A 19,510-nucleotide genomic window follows, 5' to 3' on the forward strand; every position below is an offset into this window, starting at 1 on the left:
AACGGCTCAGCGCGCGTCCGCCGGCGGGATGGCAGGCTCAGAACGAACCGTGCAGCGACACGCGCAGCGTGCGCGGCGTTTCGGAATAGCTGAAGGCGTCGGATTTATCCACCAGGCGGACGTCGGTCAGGTTGTCCACACCGAGACTGACGCCCAGGTGCTCGTTGATGCGGTAACCGGCGCTGGCATGCAGCAGATTGTAGGACGGCGCCCGGTCGCCATCGAGATGCTGGCGGCCGATGTGCTCGGCGCGCAGCGCGGCATCCCACGGCCCTTGCTTCCAGCCCGCGCGGGCATTGAGCAGGATGCGGGAGCGGCCATTGAGCTCGTCGCCGGTCTCCTTGTCCTTGGTATCGAGCCACTGCGCGTTGCCGCCGAGGTAGAAGCCACCTCCGAGCTGCCATTTCGCTGCCGTTTCGACGCCGATGATGCGTGCTTCGACAACGTTGTCGTACAGATAGTGGCGGCGCGGGATCGGCAGCCCGCCGGAGGGCGGCGTGATGCGCAGCAGGCGCGTGGTGATCAGGTCCTTGACGTCGTTGTGGAACACCGTGGCTTCCCATTCGAGGCCGCCGTGGGCGTAGGCCACGCCGAGTTCGACCGAGCGGCTGGTCTCCGGCTTGATGTCGGCGTTGCCGTAGAAGGAGTGCGGCCCTTCGTGGCCTTCGTAGTTGGGCGAGATCTGCTTCAGCGTGGGCGCGCGGAAGCCTTCGCCGTAGCCGCCGCGCACGGTCCAGCGCTCATCGACGTGCCACACCAGGTAGGCGCGCGGACTCGTCTCGCCGCCGAAAATGCTGTGGCGGTCGTGGCGCACGCCGAGCGTCAGCATCACCGAGTCCGACAGGCCGATCTCGTCCTGCAGGTACAGCGCCTTGTGCGTGGCGTCGTCCTTGCCCCCGGCAAGGCCGGCGTTCTTCATCTCTTCCTTGCGCGCGTCGAAGCCGATCGTCAGGTGCTGGGCGCTGCCGATGCCGAAGCCGACGCGGCCATCGACACCGCGCTCTTCCATGCTCTGCGGCCGCGTCGGCGCCACGCCGTTGGTGCGCCGGCTCTTCACCGAGAAGTCCGACTCCCATACCCGCAACTGGCTGTCGACCTCGCCCCAGTCGCCTTTCCAGGTGGCGATGGACTGGGTGCGCTCGATGTCGTAGGTATCCCTGTAGTAGGTGCCGCTGCTGATCTGCTGGCGGGTGCGCTCCTCGTCGGCGACGCGGTGCTCCAGGTCGAGGATGTGGCCGGCCAGCGGCGCCCACGACAGCAGCAGATGGCCGGCATCCAGCTCGGTGCCCTCGATTTCGGACAGCCGGCGGTTTTCCTTCAGCTTCAGCGGGTCGCGGTCGAGATGGGTCGCCGACAGGCCGATGCGCAAGCTGTCGCCGAGCGGGCCGGACAGATGGACACCGCCGCCCACCGCATCGCCCCCGCCGGCGCCGCGGGCATCGCTGCCGGACAGGCGCACGCTGCCCTGCCAGTGGTCGGCGGGACGGCGGGTGATGGTGTTGACCACGCCGCCGAGCGCGTCCGAGCCGTACAGCACCGACATCGGCCCGCGCACCACCTCGATGCGCTCGACGTCGTCGACCGGCGCCCAGTCGTACTGGTAGTCGGAGTGCCCCACCCAGTCGTCGGTGGAGATCACGCGCAGGCCGTTGACCAGGTAGAGCGTGTGCTTGCCGTCCATGCCGCGCAGCGACATGGTCTTGCGCCCGCCGACGCTGCGGCCGAGCAAGCCGACGCCGGGGGTCTCGCGGATCGCGCCGAGCACGTTGTCAGCACCGCTGACGCGGATGTCCTCGCGCGACACCACCGAGGCGGCGGCCGGCACGTCGCGGATGGCCTGCTCGCGCTGGGTGGCGGTGACCACGACCTCGCTCAGGCGCTGGCCGTCCTCGACCGCCAGCGCGGCCGCAGGCGCCAGTCCGGCAAGGGCCAGCAGCGCGCCATACAGCGGCGCCGGTCGAAGCGGCACCTTCATTCCATCACCACGCCCGGACGCACGGGCAGACAACAGCTTCAGCATGGGTATCTCCATCGGAATCTGGCTGGCTGCCTAGCCGCGCGGGCGTCGGTTGCTTGCTGAACATCGGATCGAAAGGCACGCGCATGGCCGGGAGCGGATCACGCGGCCAAGCGGCTGCCCGTGTGCCACACCGCATCTGGCAGGCATCGCACGGAACGGCAGGATTATACCAATAAATGACAATCATTCTCGTTTGATCGAGATCAATTCAGCACCGACAAAACAGGCTTCCATTGACCTGGATCAAGACCCGCGGAAGAGGCCCACCGACGATCTGGCCTACACTGAAAGAGCTTTACGGCACACTCCAGGAGGAAGTCTCATGACGATGATGAAAGCAACCGTTTTCGTAGCCCCTGGCCGCATCGAACTGGTGGACAAGCCCATTCCCGACATCGGGCCGAACGACGCCCTGGTCCGCATCACCACCACCACGATCTGCGGAACCGACGTACACATCCTCAAGGGCGAATACCCGGTGAAGCCCGGCCTGACGATCGGCCACGAGCCGGTGGGCGTGATCGAAAAGCTCGGCAGCGCGGTGCAGGGCTATACCGAAGGCCAGCGCGTGATCGCCGGCGCGATCTGCCCGAACTTCAACAGCTATGCCGCGCAGGACGGCGCGCCGTCGCAGGATGGCAGCTACCTGATCCCGAGCGGGCAGTGCGGCGCCCACGGCCACAAGGCCACCGCTGGCTGGCGCTTCGGCAACATGATCGACGGCACCCAGGCCGAATACGTGCTGGTGCCCGACGCCCAGGCCAACCTCGCGCCGATTCCCGACGGCCTCAGTGACGAGCAGGTGCTGATGTGCCCGGACATCATGTCCACCGGCTTCAAGGGCGCCGAGAACGCCAACATCAAGCTCGGCGACACCGTGGTGGTGTTCGCCCAGGGCCCGATCGGCCTGTGCGCCACCGCCGGCGCGCGCCTGCTGGGCGCGACCACCATCATCGCAGTGGACGGCAACGACCACCGCCTGGGCATCGCCAAGGTGATGGGCGCCGACGTGACGCTGAACTTCCGCAACTGCGACGTGGTGGATGAGGTGATGAAGCTCACCGGCGGCCGCGGCGCCGACAGCTCCATCGAGGCGCTGGGTACCCAGGCCACCTGGGAGCAGTCGCTGAAAGTGCTGAAGCCGGGCGGCACGCTGTCCAGCCTGGGGGTGTATTCGGAAGACCTGAAGATCCCGATGGCCCACTTCGCCGCCGGCCTCGGCGACCACACCATCCGCACCGCGCTGTGCCCCGGCGGCAAGGAGCGCATGCGCCGGCTGATGAACGTGCTCGCCGCCGACCGCCTCGACCTCGGCGTGCTCGTCACCCACCAGTACAAGCTCGACGACATCGTCGCCGCCTACGAGCTGTTCGCCAACCAGAGGGACGGCGTGCTGAAGGTCGCGATCAAGCCTTCCTGACCGCCCGTGTTGCAGTTGCAGCGGCAAGCGCCCGGCCCGACAGGGTCGGGCGTTTTTTCTGCCGGATGCGGCTCGGCCCACAGTCCGCGTTCAGACCCACACCGCCGACGGGCGGCAGACCTGTACCCACCAGCGCCTGCCGGGTCATTTCGCCCTCGATTCGAGCCAGCAGCATCCCAACTTGCGGGGTAACTTGCGGGGTCGCCGGCGTGGGTCTCGGGATCACCGCCTTGAACTCGTTGCCAGCCGCGTCATTCACCAAGCACGTCTCCGGCCAATCTTCCAGAACGCGTGGGATGCCGGTGCCGATACCACGATACGGCAGGATGTTCACAGCGTGATCGGTGAGGGTAGGATTGCGCCGATTCGATTTCCCTCGACGGATTTGCTCAGTGCTCAAGCTGTCGGGCAAATGGCCTGGGCTGATGATCTCGATGCGGTCGGAGAAGATCAACAAGCGGATCGAAGCGCTGGTGAAGTAATCGCGGTGGAGTCCCCGACGTATTTCGTCATCCTGCAGATGCTCCACAGCCTCGGCTTGCGCGCGCTGGAACTTCCCGCCTCCGAGCGTGGCACGGACCTCGCACAGCTCGAGCTCGCACTCAAGGCCGGGCAGCTTCGTGCGGTCATCAGCATTGCAAACATCAACAATCCGACGGGCATCACGCTGTCGATGGAGGACAAATCGAAGCTGGTGGCGCTGGCGGAACGATACGATGTCGCCTTGATCGAGGATGACATCTACGGCGACACCCATTTCGATGCCATCCGCCCCAGGCCGTTGCGCGCATTCAGCGACAAGGTCATCCTGTGCAGCAGCTTTTCCAAGACACTTGCCCCCGGCATCCGCGTCGGCTGGGTGGCGGGCGGGCGCTGGTCCTCGGCAATCGCATCGATGAAATACAGCTCGACGTTGGGAACGGCCATCTACCCGCAGGCTGCGATCGCCGAATTCCTCCGCACCGGCGGATACGACGCGCATCTGCGCAAGCTCAGGCATACCTTGCACAAGCAGATCGATTCGCTGCCCGGCCGAAGACCGGTAGTCGGAATGCCCCATCCAGTCGTCCGCCGCCAGCGCGGCATCGCTCACCTCCGGTCGATGCCCGACGCACCTTCGTCCCGAAAACACCCCCGCACCACAGTCCAGGCGGCAAGGCTGCCGACGACACAGGCGCAGCCGCCGGCCAGCAGGGCCGTGGACACGGCGAAGCGCCTGGCGACGTAGCCCATCTGCAGGCCGCCGAGCGCCGGCCCCAAGGCCGACTGCAGCAGCCAGCATGCCGAGACGCGCCCGCGCAGCGCATCCGGCGTGTGCTGCTGCAGCAGCGCGCCGCGCACGATGTCGCCAACGGTATCGGCGCTGCCGGCCAGCGCCAGACAGGCCAGCATCATCCACAGGCTGCCGGTGAGGCCGGCCGCGGCCACCGCCAGCCCCCACAGCACCGCCGTCGCTGCCAGCACGCGGCCGGGACGGCGCAGCGTGCGCGTCCAGCCGGATGACAGCGCTGCCACCAGCGCGCCCAGCGCCGGCGCCGCATGCAGCACGCCGACCAGCGCCGCATCGCCGCCCAGCGTCTCGCTGGCAATCTGCGGCAGCAGCACGAAGGGCATCGCCAGCAGGCTGGCGGTCAGATCGAGCAGCAGCATGCCGGAGATCACCGGGCTGCGGCGGATGAAACGCAAGCCATCGCGCCACTCCGCCAGCGCCCCGTGCCCTTGCTCCTGTCCTTTGCCGGGCGGCTCATCGGCCGCGCGGGCGGCATTCAGCCGTGGCAGCCGCGCAAGCAGCAGCGGCGTGATCGCCGACGCTGCCATCACCACCGCGTAGCAGCTTGCAAGCCCGGCACCGGCGATCAGCAGCCCGGCCATGATCGGCCCGATCAGCGCGGCAAGCTGCAGGGCGATGGCGCTCAAGGCGCCGGCGGCGGCAAGCTGCCCGCGCGCCACCAGCGACGGCAGCACCGCCATCAGCGCCGGCGCACCGATGCCGCTGCTGAGGCCGCCGGCCAGCGCCGCCAGGTAGATCGCGCCGACGTGGGCCTGCGGCAGCAGCGTGTTGCCCAGCAGCAGGCCGACGACGCCGACATAGGCGATCCGGCTGCCGACCATCAGCGTGCGCCGGTCGTGCCGGTCGGCCAGGCGGCCGCCGAACACCAGTCCGGCAAGCTGCCCGCCGGCCAGGCAGAAGCCGACCAGGGCCACATGCAGCGAGGACTGGGTGAGCGCATGGACCTGCCAGGCCACGGCGACGGCGTTGATGCCGTACACCATCAGTGCCACCGTCCGCGCCAGGTACAGCAGGCGGAAGCCCGGGTTGGTCCGCAGCGGGCCGATGTCCACCACGAATCGGGCCAGGCGCGGCCCGCTGGCCTGGGCCTTTGCAGTCCGGGTCCCACCCGGCAGGATCTTTGCTGGTCGGAGCTTTTCTGGCCGGGCGCTGCCACCCGGCCCGGGACAGGACTCGCCCGCCGACTCGGGACAGGCGGCCCCCGCAGGCGAGGTGCGTGACGCCCTGCCCGCGCCGAAAGAAGCCGGTTCAGTCATCGGCAGGCACGTTCTTGAACTCGGTTTCACTGCGCCCGCGCCGCCAGTAGGCCACCACCAGATGTTCGGCCGGCGTGAGGCCGCGTTCCTTGCGCACGTACGCACGTACTGCGCGGAAGGCGTCGAACTCCAGGCCGGCCCAGACGAACAGCCGCGTGCCGGACTCCGGCCAGGCCACGGCGCGCACGGCATCTGGCAGCAGGGTGGTGGTACCCGGCGCCTGCGAGCCGCGCAGCAGCCAGCGCAGTTCGATGCCGGCCGGCACGCGCAGCGCCAGGCGGTCGCTTGCGTCCTGGACTTCGACCAGCGCCACGCCACGTGCGTCGGCCGGCAGGTTCTCCAGAATGCGTGCAATGGCCGGCAGCGCGGTCTCATCGCCGGCGAGCAGAGTCCAGTCGGCCTCGCGTGCGCCCAGGCCGCCCGGCCCGCGCATGCCGACCCGGTCGCCGGGGCGGGCGCGCTGCGCCCAACTGCCGCCAGGGCCGGCAGGTTCATGCACCACCATGTCGATCTCCAGCGTGCCCGCCGCCGGATCGATGTCGCGGATGGTATAGGTGCGCATGTCCAGCCGCTTGTCGCCCTCCGGCATGCGCAGCAGGCCGTTGGCATCCAGGGTCGGCCATTCCGGCTCGGTGTTGCCCGGCTGCGGCAGCAGCAGCTTGCAATGCAGATTGCCCAGGCCGGCATAGCGTTCGAGCCGTTCGCCGGCAAGGGTGATGCGGCGCATGCGCGCAGTCAGGTCGCGCGCGGCGATCACCCGCAGCACACGGAAGGCCGGCGGCTCGCGCAACTGGCTGCCGTCGCCATACCAGCGGATTTCGACCGCCTGGGAAGAAAACTCCAGCAGGTGGCTCGCCACCACGGCCTTGAGGTCGTACAGTGCATCCATCGTCGCGGCTTCGGCGCGGATGTCGAGTTGCTCGCCGTCGACGCGGATATGGATCAGGCCGCCGTGGATGGCGAGTTTCCAGTCGGCGCCGTCGCGCTGGAATTCGAAACCGTGTTCGCGCATGTGTTCGCCCAGGCGCATCAGGGTGTGTTCGGCTTCGGCCAGGCGCACCTGCGCCTGCGCAACAAGCTGGGTCATGATGAAGACTCCTCGGTCGAGGGGGAAATGGATTCAGGCCGGCGGCGCCTCGGCCGGGCCATCGATCAGCACCATCGTGCGTCCGCGCTCGCAGTGCTGCACGCGCGCTTCCACGCCATAGACGGTGCGCAGCATCTCCGGCGTGATCGCGGCCTGCGGCGTGCCGCAGGCGTGCAGACGGCCCCGGTGTATCACCAGGATGTGGTCGGCCCACTGCGCCGCCAGGGCGAGGTCGTGCAGCACCGTGATCACCAAGTGGCCGCCGTCGGCCAGCCGGCGCACCGTGTCCATCACCCGCCACTGGTGGCGCAGGTCGAGCGCGCTGGTGGGCTCGTCGAGCAGCAGGATGGGAGAGTCGCGCGCGATCGCCTGGGCCAGCGCGGCAACCTGGCGCTGGCCGCCGGAAAGCTGATCGAGCCGCCGCATCGCGAGGTCGTCGATGCCCAGGCGTTCGAGCACCGCCATCGCCGCGAGCTCTTCCTCGCGCGCCGGCAGGGCGCGGGCCTGCATCGCCGTCAGGGTGACTTCCAGCACGTTCAGCGCGGCGGTTTCCGGCAGGCTCTGCGGCATGTAGCCGATGGTGCGCGCCAGCGCGGCCGCTGGCATGGCGAGCAGGTCCTGACCGTCCCAGCGTGCCTGGCCGCTGGCCGGCACCAGCCGGGCGAGTGCACGCAGCAGGGTGGACTTGCCGGTGGCATTGGGGCCGACCAGGGCCACCAACTGGCCCGGCAGCAGCGGCGGCAGGCTCAGGTCGCCGAGCACCGGACGGTTGCGGTAGGACACCGTGAGGTGCCGGACTTCCAGCGCCGGCGTGGTATTCGTGGTGCTCATCGCCTCATCTGCGCCGGTGGCGCCGGGTGATCAGGACCAGGAACACCGGCAGGCCGACCAGCGAGGTGGCGATGCCCACCGGCATCAGCACGCCGGGCACCAGGGTCTTGCTGATCACCGAGGCCAGCGACATCAGCAGCGCGCCGCAGACCACGCTGGCCGGCAGCAGGAAGCGGTGGTCCTCGCCGACCAGCAGGCGCGCCATGTGCGGCCCGACCAGGCCGACGAAGCCGATCGTGCCGACCAGCGCCACCGCCGTCGCCGCCAGCAGGCTGGCGCGCACCAGCGCCCACAGCCGCAGGCGGTCGACGTTGATGCCGAAGCTGCGCGCGCGGTCGTCCCCCAGCCGCAGCGCGGTGAGCCGGCGCGCGGCACGCCACGAGAACGGCATCGTCACGACCAGCACGGCGGTCAGCAGGCCGACGTTGGTCCAGTCGGCGCGCGCCAGGCTGCCCATGGTCCAGAACACCAGTTGCTGCAGCGCGTCCTCGCTGGCAACGAACTGCAGCAGCGACAGCAGCGCGCCGGCGGCAAAGCCGATGGTGATGCCGAACAGCACCAGCGTCTCCGGCCCGGCCTGGTGGGTGCGCGCGAGCAGTTGCAGCAGCAGCAGGGCACCGAGCGCAAACACGAAGGCATTGGCCGGCACCAGCCAGGCCAGATCGAAGCCTGGAACGCCCACCCCGAGCACGATCGCAAGCGCGGCGCCGAGTGCCGCCGACGACGACACGCCAAGGGTGAACGGCTCGGCCAGCGGGTTGCCGAGGATGGTCTGCATCTCGACCCCGGCGAGCGCCAGCGCCATGCCGACCAGCACCGCCAGCACCGCGATCGGCAGCCGTACCTCCCACAGGATCACGCGCTGGCCGCGCCCCAGCGATCCGGCATCGAACAGCCCGCGCAGCGCATCCACCACGCCGAGCGAGGATGGACCGCTGACGAAGTCGGTCAGTGCGCTGGCCAGTGCAAGAATCAGCAGCAAGGCCACCAGGCCGCGGCGGCGCCAGATCAGTCGGCGGTACTCGTCCAGCGTGTCGAGCCCGGCTGTCGACACCACCACGGCCGGATGACAGGCCTCACGCGTCATCGATTGCTCCGGCCGGGAACGACGAAACCGGCGGGCTGCCCCGGCCCGTTGGTCCAGAAGGTGCCGCGCAGCGGCGTGGCGAGGAAGCGGCTGTTGATCTCGTCCATCGTCGCCTGCGGGTCGATGTCGGCATACAAGTCGGGCAGCACCCATTTGGCGACGGCTTCGAGCGCGACGATGCTCAGGCCGCCGGTGAGCGGAAACCAGATGCCGTGGGTGCGCCCATCCTCGACCGCGCGCATGCCGGACATTCCCTTGCGCTGCAGTACCCGGCCCAGCGAGGCCTGCGCGGCGGCCGGCGTGGTATTCACGCCGAGCACCAGCCCGCCGCGCTCGGCGAGGTAGGCGCCGCCCGCGCCGATATAGACCTCCGGATCCTGATCGAGCACGTATTCCAGGCTCAGCTGGCCGAACATGCCAGGCAGCACTTCCTCGCCGATGTGGCGCCCCCCGGCGATGGTGACGAGGTCGCCGATGCTCTCGCCGCTTCCCACCGAAGAGCAGCAGGCGGCACTGCCCGCGTGCGGCTCGAGCAGCACCACGGGGCGCCGCTGCACGGTCGCGGCGCGGCTGCGGATGCGCTCGAGGCGCTCCTGGAAGAAGGCCATGTAGGCATCGGTCTGTTCGCTGCGGCCGATCAGCACGCCGAGCTGCTGCAGGCCGTCCAGTGGCCGCTCGCTGCGGAAGCTGGGGGTCAGGCGCAAAACCACCACGCCGATGCCGGCCGCCTCCAGTTGGCGAATCAGGCGCCCGACGGCCATGAAACGCGGATGCAGCACGACAAGGTCGGGCTTCAGCGCGATGACGCGTTCGAGCGGGAAGTTGTTCGGGTCGTCGACGCTGAGCTGCAGGATGTCGTCGAAAGCGGGATCGGCCTCGCGCAGCGCGCCCAGCGTGTCCGCATCCAGGCGCCAGCGGTTCCACGCCACCAGGCGCTGCGCCGGACGGTCGTCGATGAGGGCGAGGGTGATGAAGTCCGAGGTGTCGGTCAGCACGATGCGCTGCGCGGGCTGGGACAGCACCACGCGGCGGCCGGCCTGGTCGGTCACCGCCACTTCCGCCGCCGCCCCCAGCGACAGCGCGGACAGCAGGCCGGCCAGAACGGCACGCAGGGCCCCGCACAAGCGCCGCATGCCCATCAGAAGCCCGCGTTCAAGGCCACCCACAGGCGGCGGCCCTCGTCCTGCATCCAGTTGCCGTCGAGGCCGGTGGTGCGCGTGCGGTTGTCGATCGCGACCATGCGGTCGGTGACGTTGAGCAGCGCGGCCTTGAGCGTCAGCGTGGGGCTGAAGGCGTACTGCCCGCCGATGTCCAGCGTGGCCGAGGCCGGGCGCTCGCGCACGTTCGTCGCGCCGTTGCGGAAGCCGGCGTAGTAGGACTTGCCGTAGTAGTTGGCACGCAGCCAGGCGGAGAAGGCATCATTGGGCGTCCAGTCGAGCTGGGCCTTCAGCATGTGCCTGGGCGTCTTGTCCAGCGGCTTGCCGTCGAGGGAGCTGTTGTCGTAGGAGAACTCGCCGCCGCCCTCGCGCTCGGACTTCACGTAGGTGTAGTTGCCGTCGAAGCCCAGCGTGCGGGTGAGCGGAAAGTTCAGCGCCACTTCCAGGCCGCGGATGGTGACGTTGTCGATGTTGTCGTAGACGTAGATGCTGCGCGAGGGCATGCGCGGATCGTCCACGCCGGTGTCGTAGCTGGCGACCTTGTTCTTGAAGTCGTTGTTGAACACCGTCGCGCTGAGGCTGGAACTCGGCGCCCACTGCCAGGCCACGCCGAACTCCTGCGTCAGGCTGGTTTCCGGATCGAGGTTCGGATTGCCGCACAGATTGCCGCGCTTGGGCGTGTTGCCGCCGGTGGTCATGCAGTAGCCCGCCACGCTCTGGCGCAGCGTCGGCGCCTTGAAGCCGCTGGCGACGCCGCCGCGCAGGGTCCACGCCTCGTCGAGCTGATACACCCCGTACAGCCGCGGCGACCAGTGCGAGCCGTAGAGTTCGTGGTGGTCGAGACGCACGCCGGCCGTCAGCGTGAAGCGATCGCTGAAGAAGAAATCGTCTTCCGCCGACAAGGCCCACGAATCGATGTCTACCTTGTCCACGTTCGGTGCCGGGAAACCCGGGATGGAATCCTGCTGGCTGATGCCTTCGACGCTGCTGAGCTGGTACTGGGCGCCGAGGCGCAGCAGGTGGCGGCTGAAGGGCAGCGACAGCTGGCCGTCGAACACGCGGTTGGTCACTTCCGGCCGGGCGACGTTGCGCGCGCCATTGGTGTAGTCGTTCTGCTTGCCCACTTCCTGGCTGAGCACCACGCGGGACGTGCCGAAGGACCAGCGCCCTTCGTGCGTCAGCGAGATGTGGTCGCGGCTGTGGCGGGTCTCGGTGCCATCCGCGGTCGCGGCGATGGAATGGCCCGGCTCGCGCAGGTAGCTGAAGTCCTCGGTGCCCACGTCCAGGGTCAGGTCCTGCTTGTCGCTCAGCTTTGCGCTGAGCTTGGCGCCGATCGAGCGGTCGCGGCTGCCGTGGGCGCCGCTGACGAAAGGCAGGGGGTAGTAGATGTCGTCCTCGTAGCGGCGCACGTACTGGCCGTAGACCTGCAGGCCGAGCGCATCGGCCTTGATCGGCCCACCCACCCAGAAGTCGGCCTGGCGGCTGTCGCCGAGATCGGAATGTTCCTGCTTGGTCGCCGACAGCGTGACCGAGCCGCGCCACGCGGCCGGCACCTTGCGGGTGATGATGTTGATCACGCCGCCCATCGCGTCGGCGCCGTACAAGGTGCCCATCGGGCCGCGCACCACCTCGATGCGCTCGATCGCATCGAGCGGCGGCAGGAAGTTGGCCTGTACACCGCCGGTGCCGCGGTTCATGGTCTCGCGCGTGCCCTGCCGCTTGCCGTCCACCAGGATCAGGGTGTATTCGCCGGGCATGCCGCGGATCGAGATGTCGCTGGAATTGGGGCTGTCGCCATTGACGTTGACGCCTTCCAGGCGGTTGATGGCCTCGACCGCGCTGCCGACCGGCAGCTTGTCGAGCTCCTCGCGGGTGATCACGGAAATCGACGCCGGCGCGTCCTTGACCATTTGCTGCTTGCCGGCGGCGGAGACGACGACCGCGCTCAGCATGCTCTCTTCCTGGGCATGGACGGAAGCGCTGGCCGCCATTGCCGCAATGGCGGCCAGGATGCAGCGGGCAAGCGGCAGGACGGAACGATGGGAATGGATGTCGGCGGTGGGTTTCATGGGCGTGGGCAGCTTCGGCTTCGGTAGGATCTGGAGTCGCGCACTGCGCGAGCGACAGGCACGCACGGAACCCGAGCGTGCTTCGGCAGGCATTTCAGCATTCCATCGCCTTGCCGTGGTTTGCCGGACACGCACGAATGTTTGCCGGATGCGCTTTGAGGCCACAGCGCCGTTCAGATGCGTGCCCGCACCATCTTGGGCGACAGTCCGAAGCGGCGCTTGAAGGCCGTGGCGAAATTGGCGGCGCTGTTGTAGCCCGCCACATGGGCGGCCTGGGCCACGCTCAAGCCGCGCTGTTCCAGGTCGATGCGCGCCTTGTGCAGGCGCGCATCGCGCCGGAATTCGATGATCGACGTTCCATAGGCAGCGCGGAAATGGCGTTGCAGCGCGCTGGCACTGAGCCCCGCCCAGCGGGCGATCCCGTCCAGGCTCAGCTCCAGCGCCGCATCGCTGGCGAGGAAATCGCGCAATCGGGCCAGGCGCTCGTGCTGGCACGGGCGCAGTCCGGCATTGCCGGCCTGCGCCGTCAGGCTGCCCAGCGCCTCATGGGCCAGTTCGACCGCCCGGCTGTTGATCAGCAAGCGCCCCAGCGGTGCCGGGCCGGCCGTCAACTGCATCAGCTGCTCGGCCAGCGCCACGGCGCGCGGCGACGGCCGCCAGGGCTGTGTCGCCAGATTGCGATCGAGAAAGCTGCGCACGCGCGGGTCCGTCCCGGCATCGGCAAGCCCTTGCTGCTGCAGCCATTCGGACGACATGAACAGGCTCACCTTGCGCTCGAGCTTGCCCCGCTGCCAGCGGCGCTCGAAAGTCTCCTGCCGCGTGGTGCCGACCATCATGCCGCATGCTGCGGCTTGCCGCTGCCCCGCCGACAGATCGACGCGCTGCGCGCCGAAGGACACATCGACATTGCCGGCCAGCAATACCGTGATACGCAGCCCCGGGGCCAGCGAGACCCGCGAGCGCAGGTCGCGAAGATCGCAGACCTGGGTGCAATGCACGTCGAGCCCGTGCCCGCCGCCCAGGCGGAACATGCTGCCGGCGAGCACCGGTTCGTCCGACGCCATCCGCGCACCGACGAAATGGTAGTCGCCCGCGCAGAACTCGCCGGCGCGCATCGTGCCGGGCGGCAGCAAAAGATCACGGGCGATTCCCGCGCCCATCGTTTGATTCAAGGCCATCCATGCTTCCAGTCAGATGAGCCAGACTCGCGGAAAGCCCGGAGATCAGCTCCCGAAACAAGTAATGATGACCATTATCATTTACTTTCGTGACTGCCTGCGCAAGCTTTTCGTGCATTGCAGCCGGCGCAGGCCTCCTTGTCGCACGCAACGCGACATGGCACCTTGCTACGAAAAGCGCAGTGGGGTTTTGCCGCTCAACGCATGTCGCCGCGCCAGGCTTCGGCGACGGCTTCCATCGCGGCGACGATCGGCGGCTCCTTGACCCTGTCCTTGCGGCAGATGAAGCCCAGCGCCGCCGGCACCATGACGGCGTCGGCGATCACCACGCCGTCGGCGTGGGCAGCGTGCAGAGCCAAGCTGTCGCGCGCCAGCGAAAGCGCGACGCCCGACCTGACCAGGTCCATCATCGAAGGCTCCAGGTCGACCTGGGCCACGACCTTGAACTCGACATTCTCCGCCGCGGCGATACGGTTCAACAGGCGGTGATGCACCGACTCCGGCGGCGTCCAGATCCAGGGCAGCTGGGCCAGCGCCCGCCAGCCCTTGCCCCGCACCTGCCCGCCCCAGCTCGGCGGCGCGACGACGCGGTAGATGAAACCCGTCAGCACGAGGACGTGGAAGCGGTCCCGCAAGTCTTCCAGGCCCGGCGCGCCCATCGCGAAGGCGGCATCCAGGCTGCCCGCCTCCACCTCCCGCGCCATCGCGCCCGACATGCCGTGGCTCAGCATGAAGGACACGCCGGGATGGCGCTCCGCAAGCAGGCGCAGGCACACCCCCAGGCGCAGGAACTCCGGATCGACGATGGTGCCCAGGCGCAGCGTGCCCATCAGGCTGCCCTTGAGGTCGGCCGCCGCGGCACGGAACTCGGAAGCCGCCGCCAGCGCCCGCTCGGCCGCCGGCAACAGCTGGCGGCCTGCCTGGGTCAGGCGGACGCCGCGCGGCAAGCGTTCGAACAGGCTCAGGCCGAGGGATCCCTGCAGCTTCTTGAGCTGCAGGCTCAGGGCCGGCTGGGTGATGCACAGCCGGTCGGCCGCCCGCGTCAGGTTCCCCTCCTGGGCAGTCATCACGAAAGCCCGTAGGCCCGAATAGTCCATTTGATATTAGCAATCGAAATAACTAATCCAATGATAACTCATTGGACCGGATGGTTTTCGGCGGTTTTAAATCCCTCGCGCTGCACCCTTGCGCCCTTTCGCAATGAAGGGGGGATTTTCTTTCGTCATAACCAGAAGAGGAGATATCGTGAGCCTGCTGATCGTCATCGCGGCACTTGCCTTCCTGATGTTCGTGGCCTACCGCGGCTACAGCGTCATCCTGTTTGCCCCGGTCGCAGCGCTAGGCGCGGTGTTCCTGGTCGATCCATCCCTGGTGGCGCCGATGTTCTCCAGCGTCTTCATGGAAAAGATGGTGGGCTTCGTCAAGCTCTACTTCCCGGTCTTCCTGCTGGGCGCCATTTTCGGCAAGGTCATCGAGTTGTCGGGCTTTTCCAAATCGATCGTCTCCACGGTGATCGGACTCGTCGGCCAGAAGCGGGCGATCCTCTCCATCGTGCTGGTCTGCGCGCTGCTGACCTACGGCGGCGTGTCGATGTTCGTCGTCGTCTTCGCCGTCTATCCCTTCGCCGCCGAGATGTTCCGCCAGAGCAACATCCCCAAGCGCCTGATTCCGGGCACGATCGCGCTGGGCGGCTTCACCTTCACGATGGACGCGCTGCCCGGCTCGCCGCAGATACAGAACATCATTCCCAGCACCTTCTTCAAGACCGACACCTGGTCCGCGCCCTGGCTGGGCGTCACCGGCGCGGTGTTCATCCTGATCACCGGCCTGATCTATCTGGAAGTGCAGCGCCGCCGCGCCGCGGCCGCCAGCGAAGGCTACGGCAGCAGCCTGATGAACGAGCCCGAGCCCTTCGACCACGACAACATGCCCCACCCCGCGATCGCGCTGCTGCCGCTGGTGCTGGTCGGCGTGATGAACAAGGTCTTCACCAGCCTGATCCCGCGCTTCTACGGCGACATGCACGAAATGACCCTGGCGGGCGCCACCACATCGATAACGACCGACGTTTCCAAGGTTGTCGCCATCTGGGCGGTGGAGGCGGCCCTGCTGGCGGGCATCCTGACGGTGATGGTGTTCGCCTTCAAGACGGTGGCCAGACGCTTCGCCAAAGGCACCCAGTTGGCGATCGGCGGCTCGCTGCTGGCGACGATGAATACCGCCTCGGAATACGGTTTCGGCGCTGTCATCGCCGGACTGCCCGGCTTCCTGGTGGTGGCCGAAGGCCTCAAGGCGATTCCCGATCCCTTGATCAACCAGGCGGTGACGATCACCTCGCTGGCCGGCATCACCGGCTCCGCCTCCGGCGGCATGAGCATTGCGCTCGCCGCCATGGCCGACACCTTCATCCAGAACGCGACGGCGGCGGGCATTCCGATGGAAGTGCTGCACCGGGTATCCGCCATGGCTTCCGGCGGCATGGACACCCTGCCGCACAACGGTGCCGTCATCACGCTGCTCGCGGTGACGGGCCTGACCCACCGCCAGTCCTACAAGGACATTTTCGCCATCACCATCATCAAGACGATAGCGGCCTTCTTGGTCATCGCCGTGTACTACACATTCGGCATCGTCTGAGGCGCCCCCCGCGCAGCTGCGCCGGGGGCTGGCTCCAAAGGCCCGGGATATTAGCAATCAAAATATCAAATCTAATAATAAGTCATTGGACCAGTCCCCCCGCAGTCGTTTTAATGCAAAGCACCAAGCCCCCACACACCACAGAAGGAGAAATCGATATGAGCTTTACCTACGCCTCGCCCCAAAGCCGCGTCGGCCACTGGATCGACAACGAATTCCGCCCCGGTGAAGGCGGCGAGACCGCGGTTTACGATCCCGCCCTGGGCAAGGTTTCGCGCCAGGTCGCGCTTGCAACCCGGGCCGAAGTCGATGCCGCCGTCGCCTCCGCTGCCGCCGCCCAGCCCGAGTGGGGCGCGCTGGCCGTCCAGCGCCGCGCCCGCGTGCTGTTCCGGATGAAGGAACTGGTCGAGCGCCACACCGGCGACCTCGCCCGTCTGGTCACCCGCGAGCACGGCAAGACCTTCCCCGACGCCAGGGGCGAAGTGCAGCGCGGCCTGGAAATCATCGAGTTCGCCTGCGGCATTCCGCAGCTTCTGAAGGGCCAGTACTCCGACAACGTGGGCGGCGGCATCGCCAACTGGAACCAGCGCATGCCGCTGGGCGTCACCGCCGGCATCACCCCGTTCAATTTCCCCGTCATGGTGCCGATGTGGATGGCGCCGGTGTCGATCGCCTGCGGCAACGCCTTCGTGCTGAAGCCCTCCGAGCGCGACCCCTCGCCCTCGCTGCTGCTCGGCGAGCTGTTCCGCGAAGCCGGCCTGCCGGCAGGCGTGTTCAACGTCGTGCAGGGCGACAAGACCGCGGTGGATGCGCTGCTGAACCACCCCGACGTGCAGGCGGTCAGCTTCGTCGGCTCGACCCCGATCGCGAAATACATCTACGAGACCGCCGCGCGCAACGGCAAGCGCGCCCAGGCCCTGGGCGGCGCCAAGAACCACATGGTGGTGATGCCCGACGCCGACCTCGACCAAGCGGCTGACGCGCTGATCGGCGCCGCCTACGGCTCGGCCGGCGAACGCTGCATGGCGATCTCGGTCGCGGTCGCGGTCGGCAGCATCGCCGACGAGCTGATCGCCAAGGTGAAGAGCCGCGCCGAAAAGCTCAAGGTCGACGACGGCGAAGCCAGCGGTGCCGACATGGGCCCGGTGGTCACGCAGGAGGCCAAGGCGCGCATCGAGGACTACATCGCTTCCGGCGTCGAACAGGGCGCCAGCCTGGTGCTCGACGGCCGCGGCCTGGTCGTGCCCGGCCGCGAAGACGGCTACTTCCTCGGCGCCACGCTGTTCGACCACGTCAAGCCCGGCATGAAGATCTACGACGAGGAAATCTTCGGCCCGGTGCTGTGCGTGGTCCGCGTCGATACCTTCGCCGAGGCGGTGGCGATGATCAACGCCCACGCCTTCGGCAACGGCGTCGCCTGCTACACCCGCGACGGCCGCACGGCGCAGGAATTCGCCCAGAAGATCCAGGTCGGCATGGTCGGCATCAACGTGCCGCTGCCGGTGCCGATGGCCTGGCATTCGTTCGGCGGCTGGAAGCAGAGCCTGTTCGGCGACCACCACGGCTACGGCGAGGAAGGCGTGCGCTTCTACACCCGCTACAAGAGCATCATGCAGCGCTGGCCCGACAGCGGCTCCAAGGGGCCCGAGTTCGTGATGCCGGTCAACTGACCCGGCAAGTCCTCCTCAGCGGACCGCCCGCCACCCCCCGGCGGCGGGCGCCACGAAACTCGACCCCCAGGAGTGCCCCCATGAAAGACTTCGGTGAATTCGATTACATCGTGGTCGGCGGCGGTGCCGCCGGCTGCGTGCTGGCCAACCGCCTGTCGGCAGACTCCGACGTGAGCGTGCTGCTGCTCGAAGCCGGCAACGACGAAAGATGGATCTGGACCAGGATCCCGGTCGGCTACCTGTACTGCATCAACAATCCGCGCACCGACTGGTGCTACAAGACCGAACCGGAGCCGGGCCTCAACGGCCGCTCCATCATCTACGCCCGCGGCAAGGGCCTGGGCGGCAGCACGCTGATCAACGCCATGCTCTATCTGCGCGGCCAGGCGCGCGACTACGATTCCTGGGCCGAAGCCACCGGCGATGCCGGCTGGGCCTGGAAAGAAGTCATGCCGCTGTTCAAGCGCGTCGAGAACCATTGGACCGGCGGCAACGACCTCCACGGCGGCAAGGGCGAATGGCGGGTGGAACAGCAGCGCCTGAGATGGGACATCCTCGACCGCTTTGCCGAAGCGGCAACGCAGGCCGGCGTTCCGGCCACGCCCGACTTCAACGGCGGCAACAACCTCGGCGTCAGCCAGTTCGAAGTGAACCAGAAGCGCGGCACGCGCTGGAGCAGCGCACGCGGCTTCCTCGATCCGGTGCGCAAGCGCCCGAACCTGCGCATCGTCACCGGTGCGCTGTCCGACAAGCTGGTGCTGGAAGGCCGCCAGGCACGCGGCATCGAATTCCGCCTCGGCAACGAGGCCTGCGTGGCACGCAGCCGCATCGAGGTCGTGCTCGCCGCCGGCGCCGTCGGCTCTCCAGCCATCCTGCAGCGCTCCGGCATCGGCGATCCGGCCCTGCTGCAGGAACTCGGCATTCCGGTCGCCCATGCGCTGCCCGGCGTCGGTCGCAACCTGCAGGACCATCTGCAGATCCGCAGCGTATACAAGGTGCAGGGCATCAAGACGCTGAACCGCCAGGCCAACAGCCTGTGGGGCAAGGCCATGATGGCGCTGGAATACGCCTTCAAACGGAGCGGCCCGCTGACGATGGCACCCAGCCAGCTCGGCCTGTTCGCGCATTCCGACCCCTCGGTGCCGACACCCGATCTGGAATACCACGTCCAGCCGCTGTCGCTGGACAAGTTCGGCGACCCGCTGCACAAATTCCCGGCCTTCACCGCCAGCGTCTGCGACCTGCGCCCGCAATCCCGCGGCCATATCGACATCCGCGACCGCGACCCCGCCAGCGCACCGAAGATCGCCCCCTGCTACCTGACGCACGAGGCCGACCGCCAGAAGGCCGCGCGCGCGTTGCGCCTGACCCGCAAGATCGCCAGCCAGCCGGCGCTGGCGCCCTTCCAGCCGGTCGAATACCTGCCGGGGCCGGACTTCACCACCGACGAGCAGTTGATCCATGCCGCCGGCAACATCGGCACCACCATCTTCCACCCGGTCGGCACCTGCAGGATGGGACGCAGCGACGACGATTCCGCCGTCACCGACTCCGAACTGCGGCTGCGTGGCATCGCCGGCGTGCGCGTCGTCGATGCTTCGATCATGCCCAGCATCACCTCGGGCAACACCAGCTCGCCGACCATCATGATCGCCGAACGGGGCGCGCAACTGATCCGCGCGGCGCGCGGACGCTGAAGGACGGCCACGCTCCGCAGCGCTGCGGGCCGCTGCCTCCCGCCGCCTTGTTGGCCCTGGGAGGCCCCGGCGGCGAAAATGAGAACGGCGGCCGCGGCATGTCCCTGCGC

General features: G+C 68.1%; 14 protein-coding genes and 1 pseudogene. 5 read left to right on the plus strand and 10 right to left on the minus strand.

The window, feature by feature from the left end:
* Nucleotides 1-37 precede the first annotated feature (37 nt).
* Complete coding sequence (locus ACNQFN_RS20720) at nucleotides 38-2,020, minus strand: TonB-dependent receptor plug domain-containing protein (RefSeq protein WP_418647432.1); 1,983 nt, start codon at nucleotides 2,018-2,020, stop codon at nucleotides 38-40.
* Nucleotides 2,021-2,342: 322 nt separating this feature from the next.
* Here ACNQFN_RS20720 and ACNQFN_RS20725 point away from each other — a divergent pair, with 322 nt between their 5' ends.
* The gene (locus tag ACNQFN_RS20725; RefSeq protein WP_068635262.1) at nucleotides 2,343-3,440 is read left to right on the plus strand and encodes an NAD(P)-dependent alcohol dehydrogenase; all 1,098 of its coding nucleotides are present in this window, start codon (nucleotides 2,343-2,345) and stop codon (nucleotides 3,438-3,440) included.
* Here the strand turns inward: ACNQFN_RS20725 and ACNQFN_RS20730 are convergent.
* Nucleotides 3,427-3,969: an ATP-binding protein gene (locus tag ACNQFN_RS20730; RefSeq protein WP_157659088.1), complete on the minus strand. Its 543-nt coding sequence runs from the start codon at nucleotides 3,967-3,969 to the stop codon at nucleotides 3,427-3,429. The two genes, ACNQFN_RS20725 and ACNQFN_RS20730, sit on opposite strands and share 14 nt — an antisense overlap.
* Between ACNQFN_RS20730 and ACNQFN_RS20735 the strand changes: the two are divergent.
* Nucleotides 3,961-4,407, plus strand: a pseudogene (locus ACNQFN_RS20735) (aminotransferase class I/II-fold pyridoxal phosphate-dependent enzyme); the annotation flags it as partial. The gene ACNQFN_RS20730 and the pseudogene ACNQFN_RS20735 overlap by 9 nt on opposite strands.
* Before the next feature lie 122 nt (nucleotides 4,408-4,529).
* Here the strand turns inward: ACNQFN_RS20735 and ACNQFN_RS20740 are convergent.
* The 8 genes from ACNQFN_RS20740 to ACNQFN_RS20775 all read right to left on the minus strand — a co-directional run bounded on the left by ACNQFN_RS20740 (nucleotide 4,530) and on the right by ACNQFN_RS20775 (nucleotide 14,493).
* Nucleotides 4,530-5,783: an MFS transporter gene (locus ACNQFN_RS20740; protein ID WP_418647433.1), complete on the minus strand. Its 1,254-nt coding sequence runs from the start codon at nucleotides 5,781-5,783 to the stop codon at nucleotides 4,530-4,532.
* 196 nt (nucleotides 5,784-5,979) lie between these two features.
* On the minus strand, nucleotides 5,980-7,074 hold the full coding sequence (locus ACNQFN_RS20745) for a DUF2218 domain-containing protein (protein WP_418647434.1): 1,095 nt from the start codon (nucleotides 7,072-7,074) through the stop codon (nucleotides 5,980-5,982).
* Nucleotides 7,075-7,107: 33 nt separating this feature from the next.
* Complete coding sequence (locus tag ACNQFN_RS20750) at nucleotides 7,108-7,905, minus strand: ABC transporter ATP-binding protein (RefSeq protein ID WP_068635257.1); 798 nt, start codon at nucleotides 7,903-7,905, stop codon at nucleotides 7,108-7,110.
* A gap of 4 nt (nucleotides 7,906-7,909) precedes the next feature.
* Nucleotides 7,910-8,992 (minus strand): FecCD family ABC transporter permease, encoded by a 1,083-nt coding sequence (locus ACNQFN_RS20755; RefSeq protein ID WP_418647435.1) that lies wholly within the window; start codon nucleotides 8,990-8,992, stop codon nucleotides 7,910-7,912.
* The gene (locus ACNQFN_RS20760; RefSeq protein ID WP_068635256.1) at nucleotides 8,989-10,131 is read right to left on the minus strand and encodes an ABC transporter substrate-binding protein; all 1,143 of its coding nucleotides are present in this window, start codon (nucleotides 10,129-10,131) and stop codon (nucleotides 8,989-8,991) included. Before ACNQFN_RS20760 ends, ACNQFN_RS20755 begins: the two co-directional genes overlap by 4 nt.
* Nucleotides 10,131-12,218 (minus strand): TonB-dependent receptor domain-containing protein, encoded by a 2,088-nt coding sequence (locus ACNQFN_RS20765; RefSeq protein ID WP_068635268.1) that lies wholly within the window; start codon nucleotides 12,216-12,218, stop codon nucleotides 10,131-10,133. The genes ACNQFN_RS20760 and ACNQFN_RS20765 overlap by 1 nt, the downstream gene beginning before the upstream one ends.
* A 173-nt stretch (nucleotides 12,219-12,391) precedes the next feature.
* Nucleotides 12,392-13,396 (minus strand): helix-turn-helix transcriptional regulator, encoded by a 1,005-nt coding sequence (locus ACNQFN_RS20770; RefSeq protein WP_068635255.1) that lies wholly within the window; start codon nucleotides 13,394-13,396, stop codon nucleotides 12,392-12,394.
* A gap of 197 nt (nucleotides 13,397-13,593) precedes the next feature.
* Entirely contained in the window at nucleotides 13,594-14,493 is a 900-nt protein-coding gene (locus tag ACNQFN_RS20775; RefSeq protein ID WP_068635254.1) for a LysR family transcriptional regulator, read from the minus strand.
* Nucleotides 14,494-14,641: 148 nt separating this feature from the next.
* Here ACNQFN_RS20775 and ACNQFN_RS20780 point away from each other — a divergent pair, with 148 nt between their 5' ends.
* The 3 genes from ACNQFN_RS20780 to ACNQFN_RS20790 all read left to right on the plus strand — a co-directional run bounded on the left by ACNQFN_RS20780 (nucleotide 14,642) and on the right by ACNQFN_RS20790 (nucleotide 19,400).
* The gene (locus tag ACNQFN_RS20780) at nucleotides 14,642-16,033 is read left to right on the plus strand and encodes a GntP family permease (protein WP_068635253.1); all 1,392 of its coding nucleotides are present in this window, start codon (nucleotides 14,642-14,644) and stop codon (nucleotides 16,031-16,033) included.
* Between the two features lie 158 nt (nucleotides 16,034-16,191).
* Nucleotides 16,192-17,703, plus strand: coding sequence for a CoA-acylating methylmalonate-semialdehyde dehydrogenase (locus ACNQFN_RS20785; protein WP_068635252.1), 1,512 nt, complete (start codon nucleotides 16,192-16,194; stop codon nucleotides 17,701-17,703).
* Between the two features lie 80 nt (nucleotides 17,704-17,783).
* Entirely contained in the window at nucleotides 17,784-19,400 is a 1,617-nt protein-coding gene (locus ACNQFN_RS20790; protein ID WP_068635251.1) for a GMC family oxidoreductase, read from the plus strand.
* The last annotated feature ends 110 nt before the right edge of the window (nucleotides 19,401-19,510 follow it).

Origin of the sequence: Thauera butanivorans, assembly GCF_048398245.1 — a bacterium.
Taxonomy (GTDB): Bacteria; Pseudomonadota; Gammaproteobacteria; order Burkholderiales; family Rhodocyclaceae; genus Thauera; species Thauera butanivorans.

Bases quoted from the DNA above. Each gene is read 5' to 3' on its own strand.
- ACNQFN_RS20720 (WP_418647432.1), bottom strand. From the start codon at position 2,020: ATGCTGAAGCTGTTGTCTGCCCGTGCGTCCGGGCGTGGTGATGGAATG.
- ACNQFN_RS20725 (WP_068635262.1), top strand. From the start codon at position 2,343: ATGACGATGATGAAAGCAACCGTTTTCGTAGCCCCTGGCCGCATCGAA.
- ACNQFN_RS20745 (WP_418647434.1), bottom strand. From the start codon at position 7,074: ATGACCCAGCTTGTTGCGCAGGCGCAGGTGCGCCTGGCCGAAGCCGAA.
- ACNQFN_RS20750 (WP_068635257.1), bottom strand. From the start codon at position 7,905: ATGAGCACCACGAATACCACGCCGGCGCTGGAAGTCCGGCACCTCACG.
- ACNQFN_RS20755 (WP_418647435.1), bottom strand. From the start codon at position 8,992: ATGACGCGTGAGGCCTGTCATCCGGCCGTGGTGGTGTCGACAGCCGGG.
- ACNQFN_RS20760 (WP_068635256.1), bottom strand. From the start codon at position 10,131: ATGGGCATGCGGCGCTTGTGCGGGGCCCTGCGTGCCGTTCTGGCCGGC.
- ACNQFN_RS20765 (WP_068635268.1), bottom strand. From the start codon at position 12,218: ATGAAACCCACCGCCGACATCCATTCCCATCGTTCCGTCCTGCCGCTT.
- ACNQFN_RS20770 (WP_068635255.1), bottom strand. From the start codon at position 13,396: ATGGCCTTGAATCAAACGATGGGCGCGGGAATCGCCCGTGATCTTTTG.
- ACNQFN_RS20775 (WP_068635254.1), bottom strand. From the start codon at position 14,493: ATGGACTATTCGGGCCTACGGGCTTTCGTGATGACTGCCCAGGAGGGG.
- ACNQFN_RS20785 (WP_068635252.1), top strand. From the start codon at position 16,192: ATGAGCTTTACCTACGCCTCGCCCCAAAGCCGCGTCGGCCACTGGATC.
- ACNQFN_RS20790 (WP_068635251.1), top strand. From the start codon at position 17,784: ATGAAAGACTTCGGTGAATTCGATTACATCGTGGTCGGCGGCGGTGCC.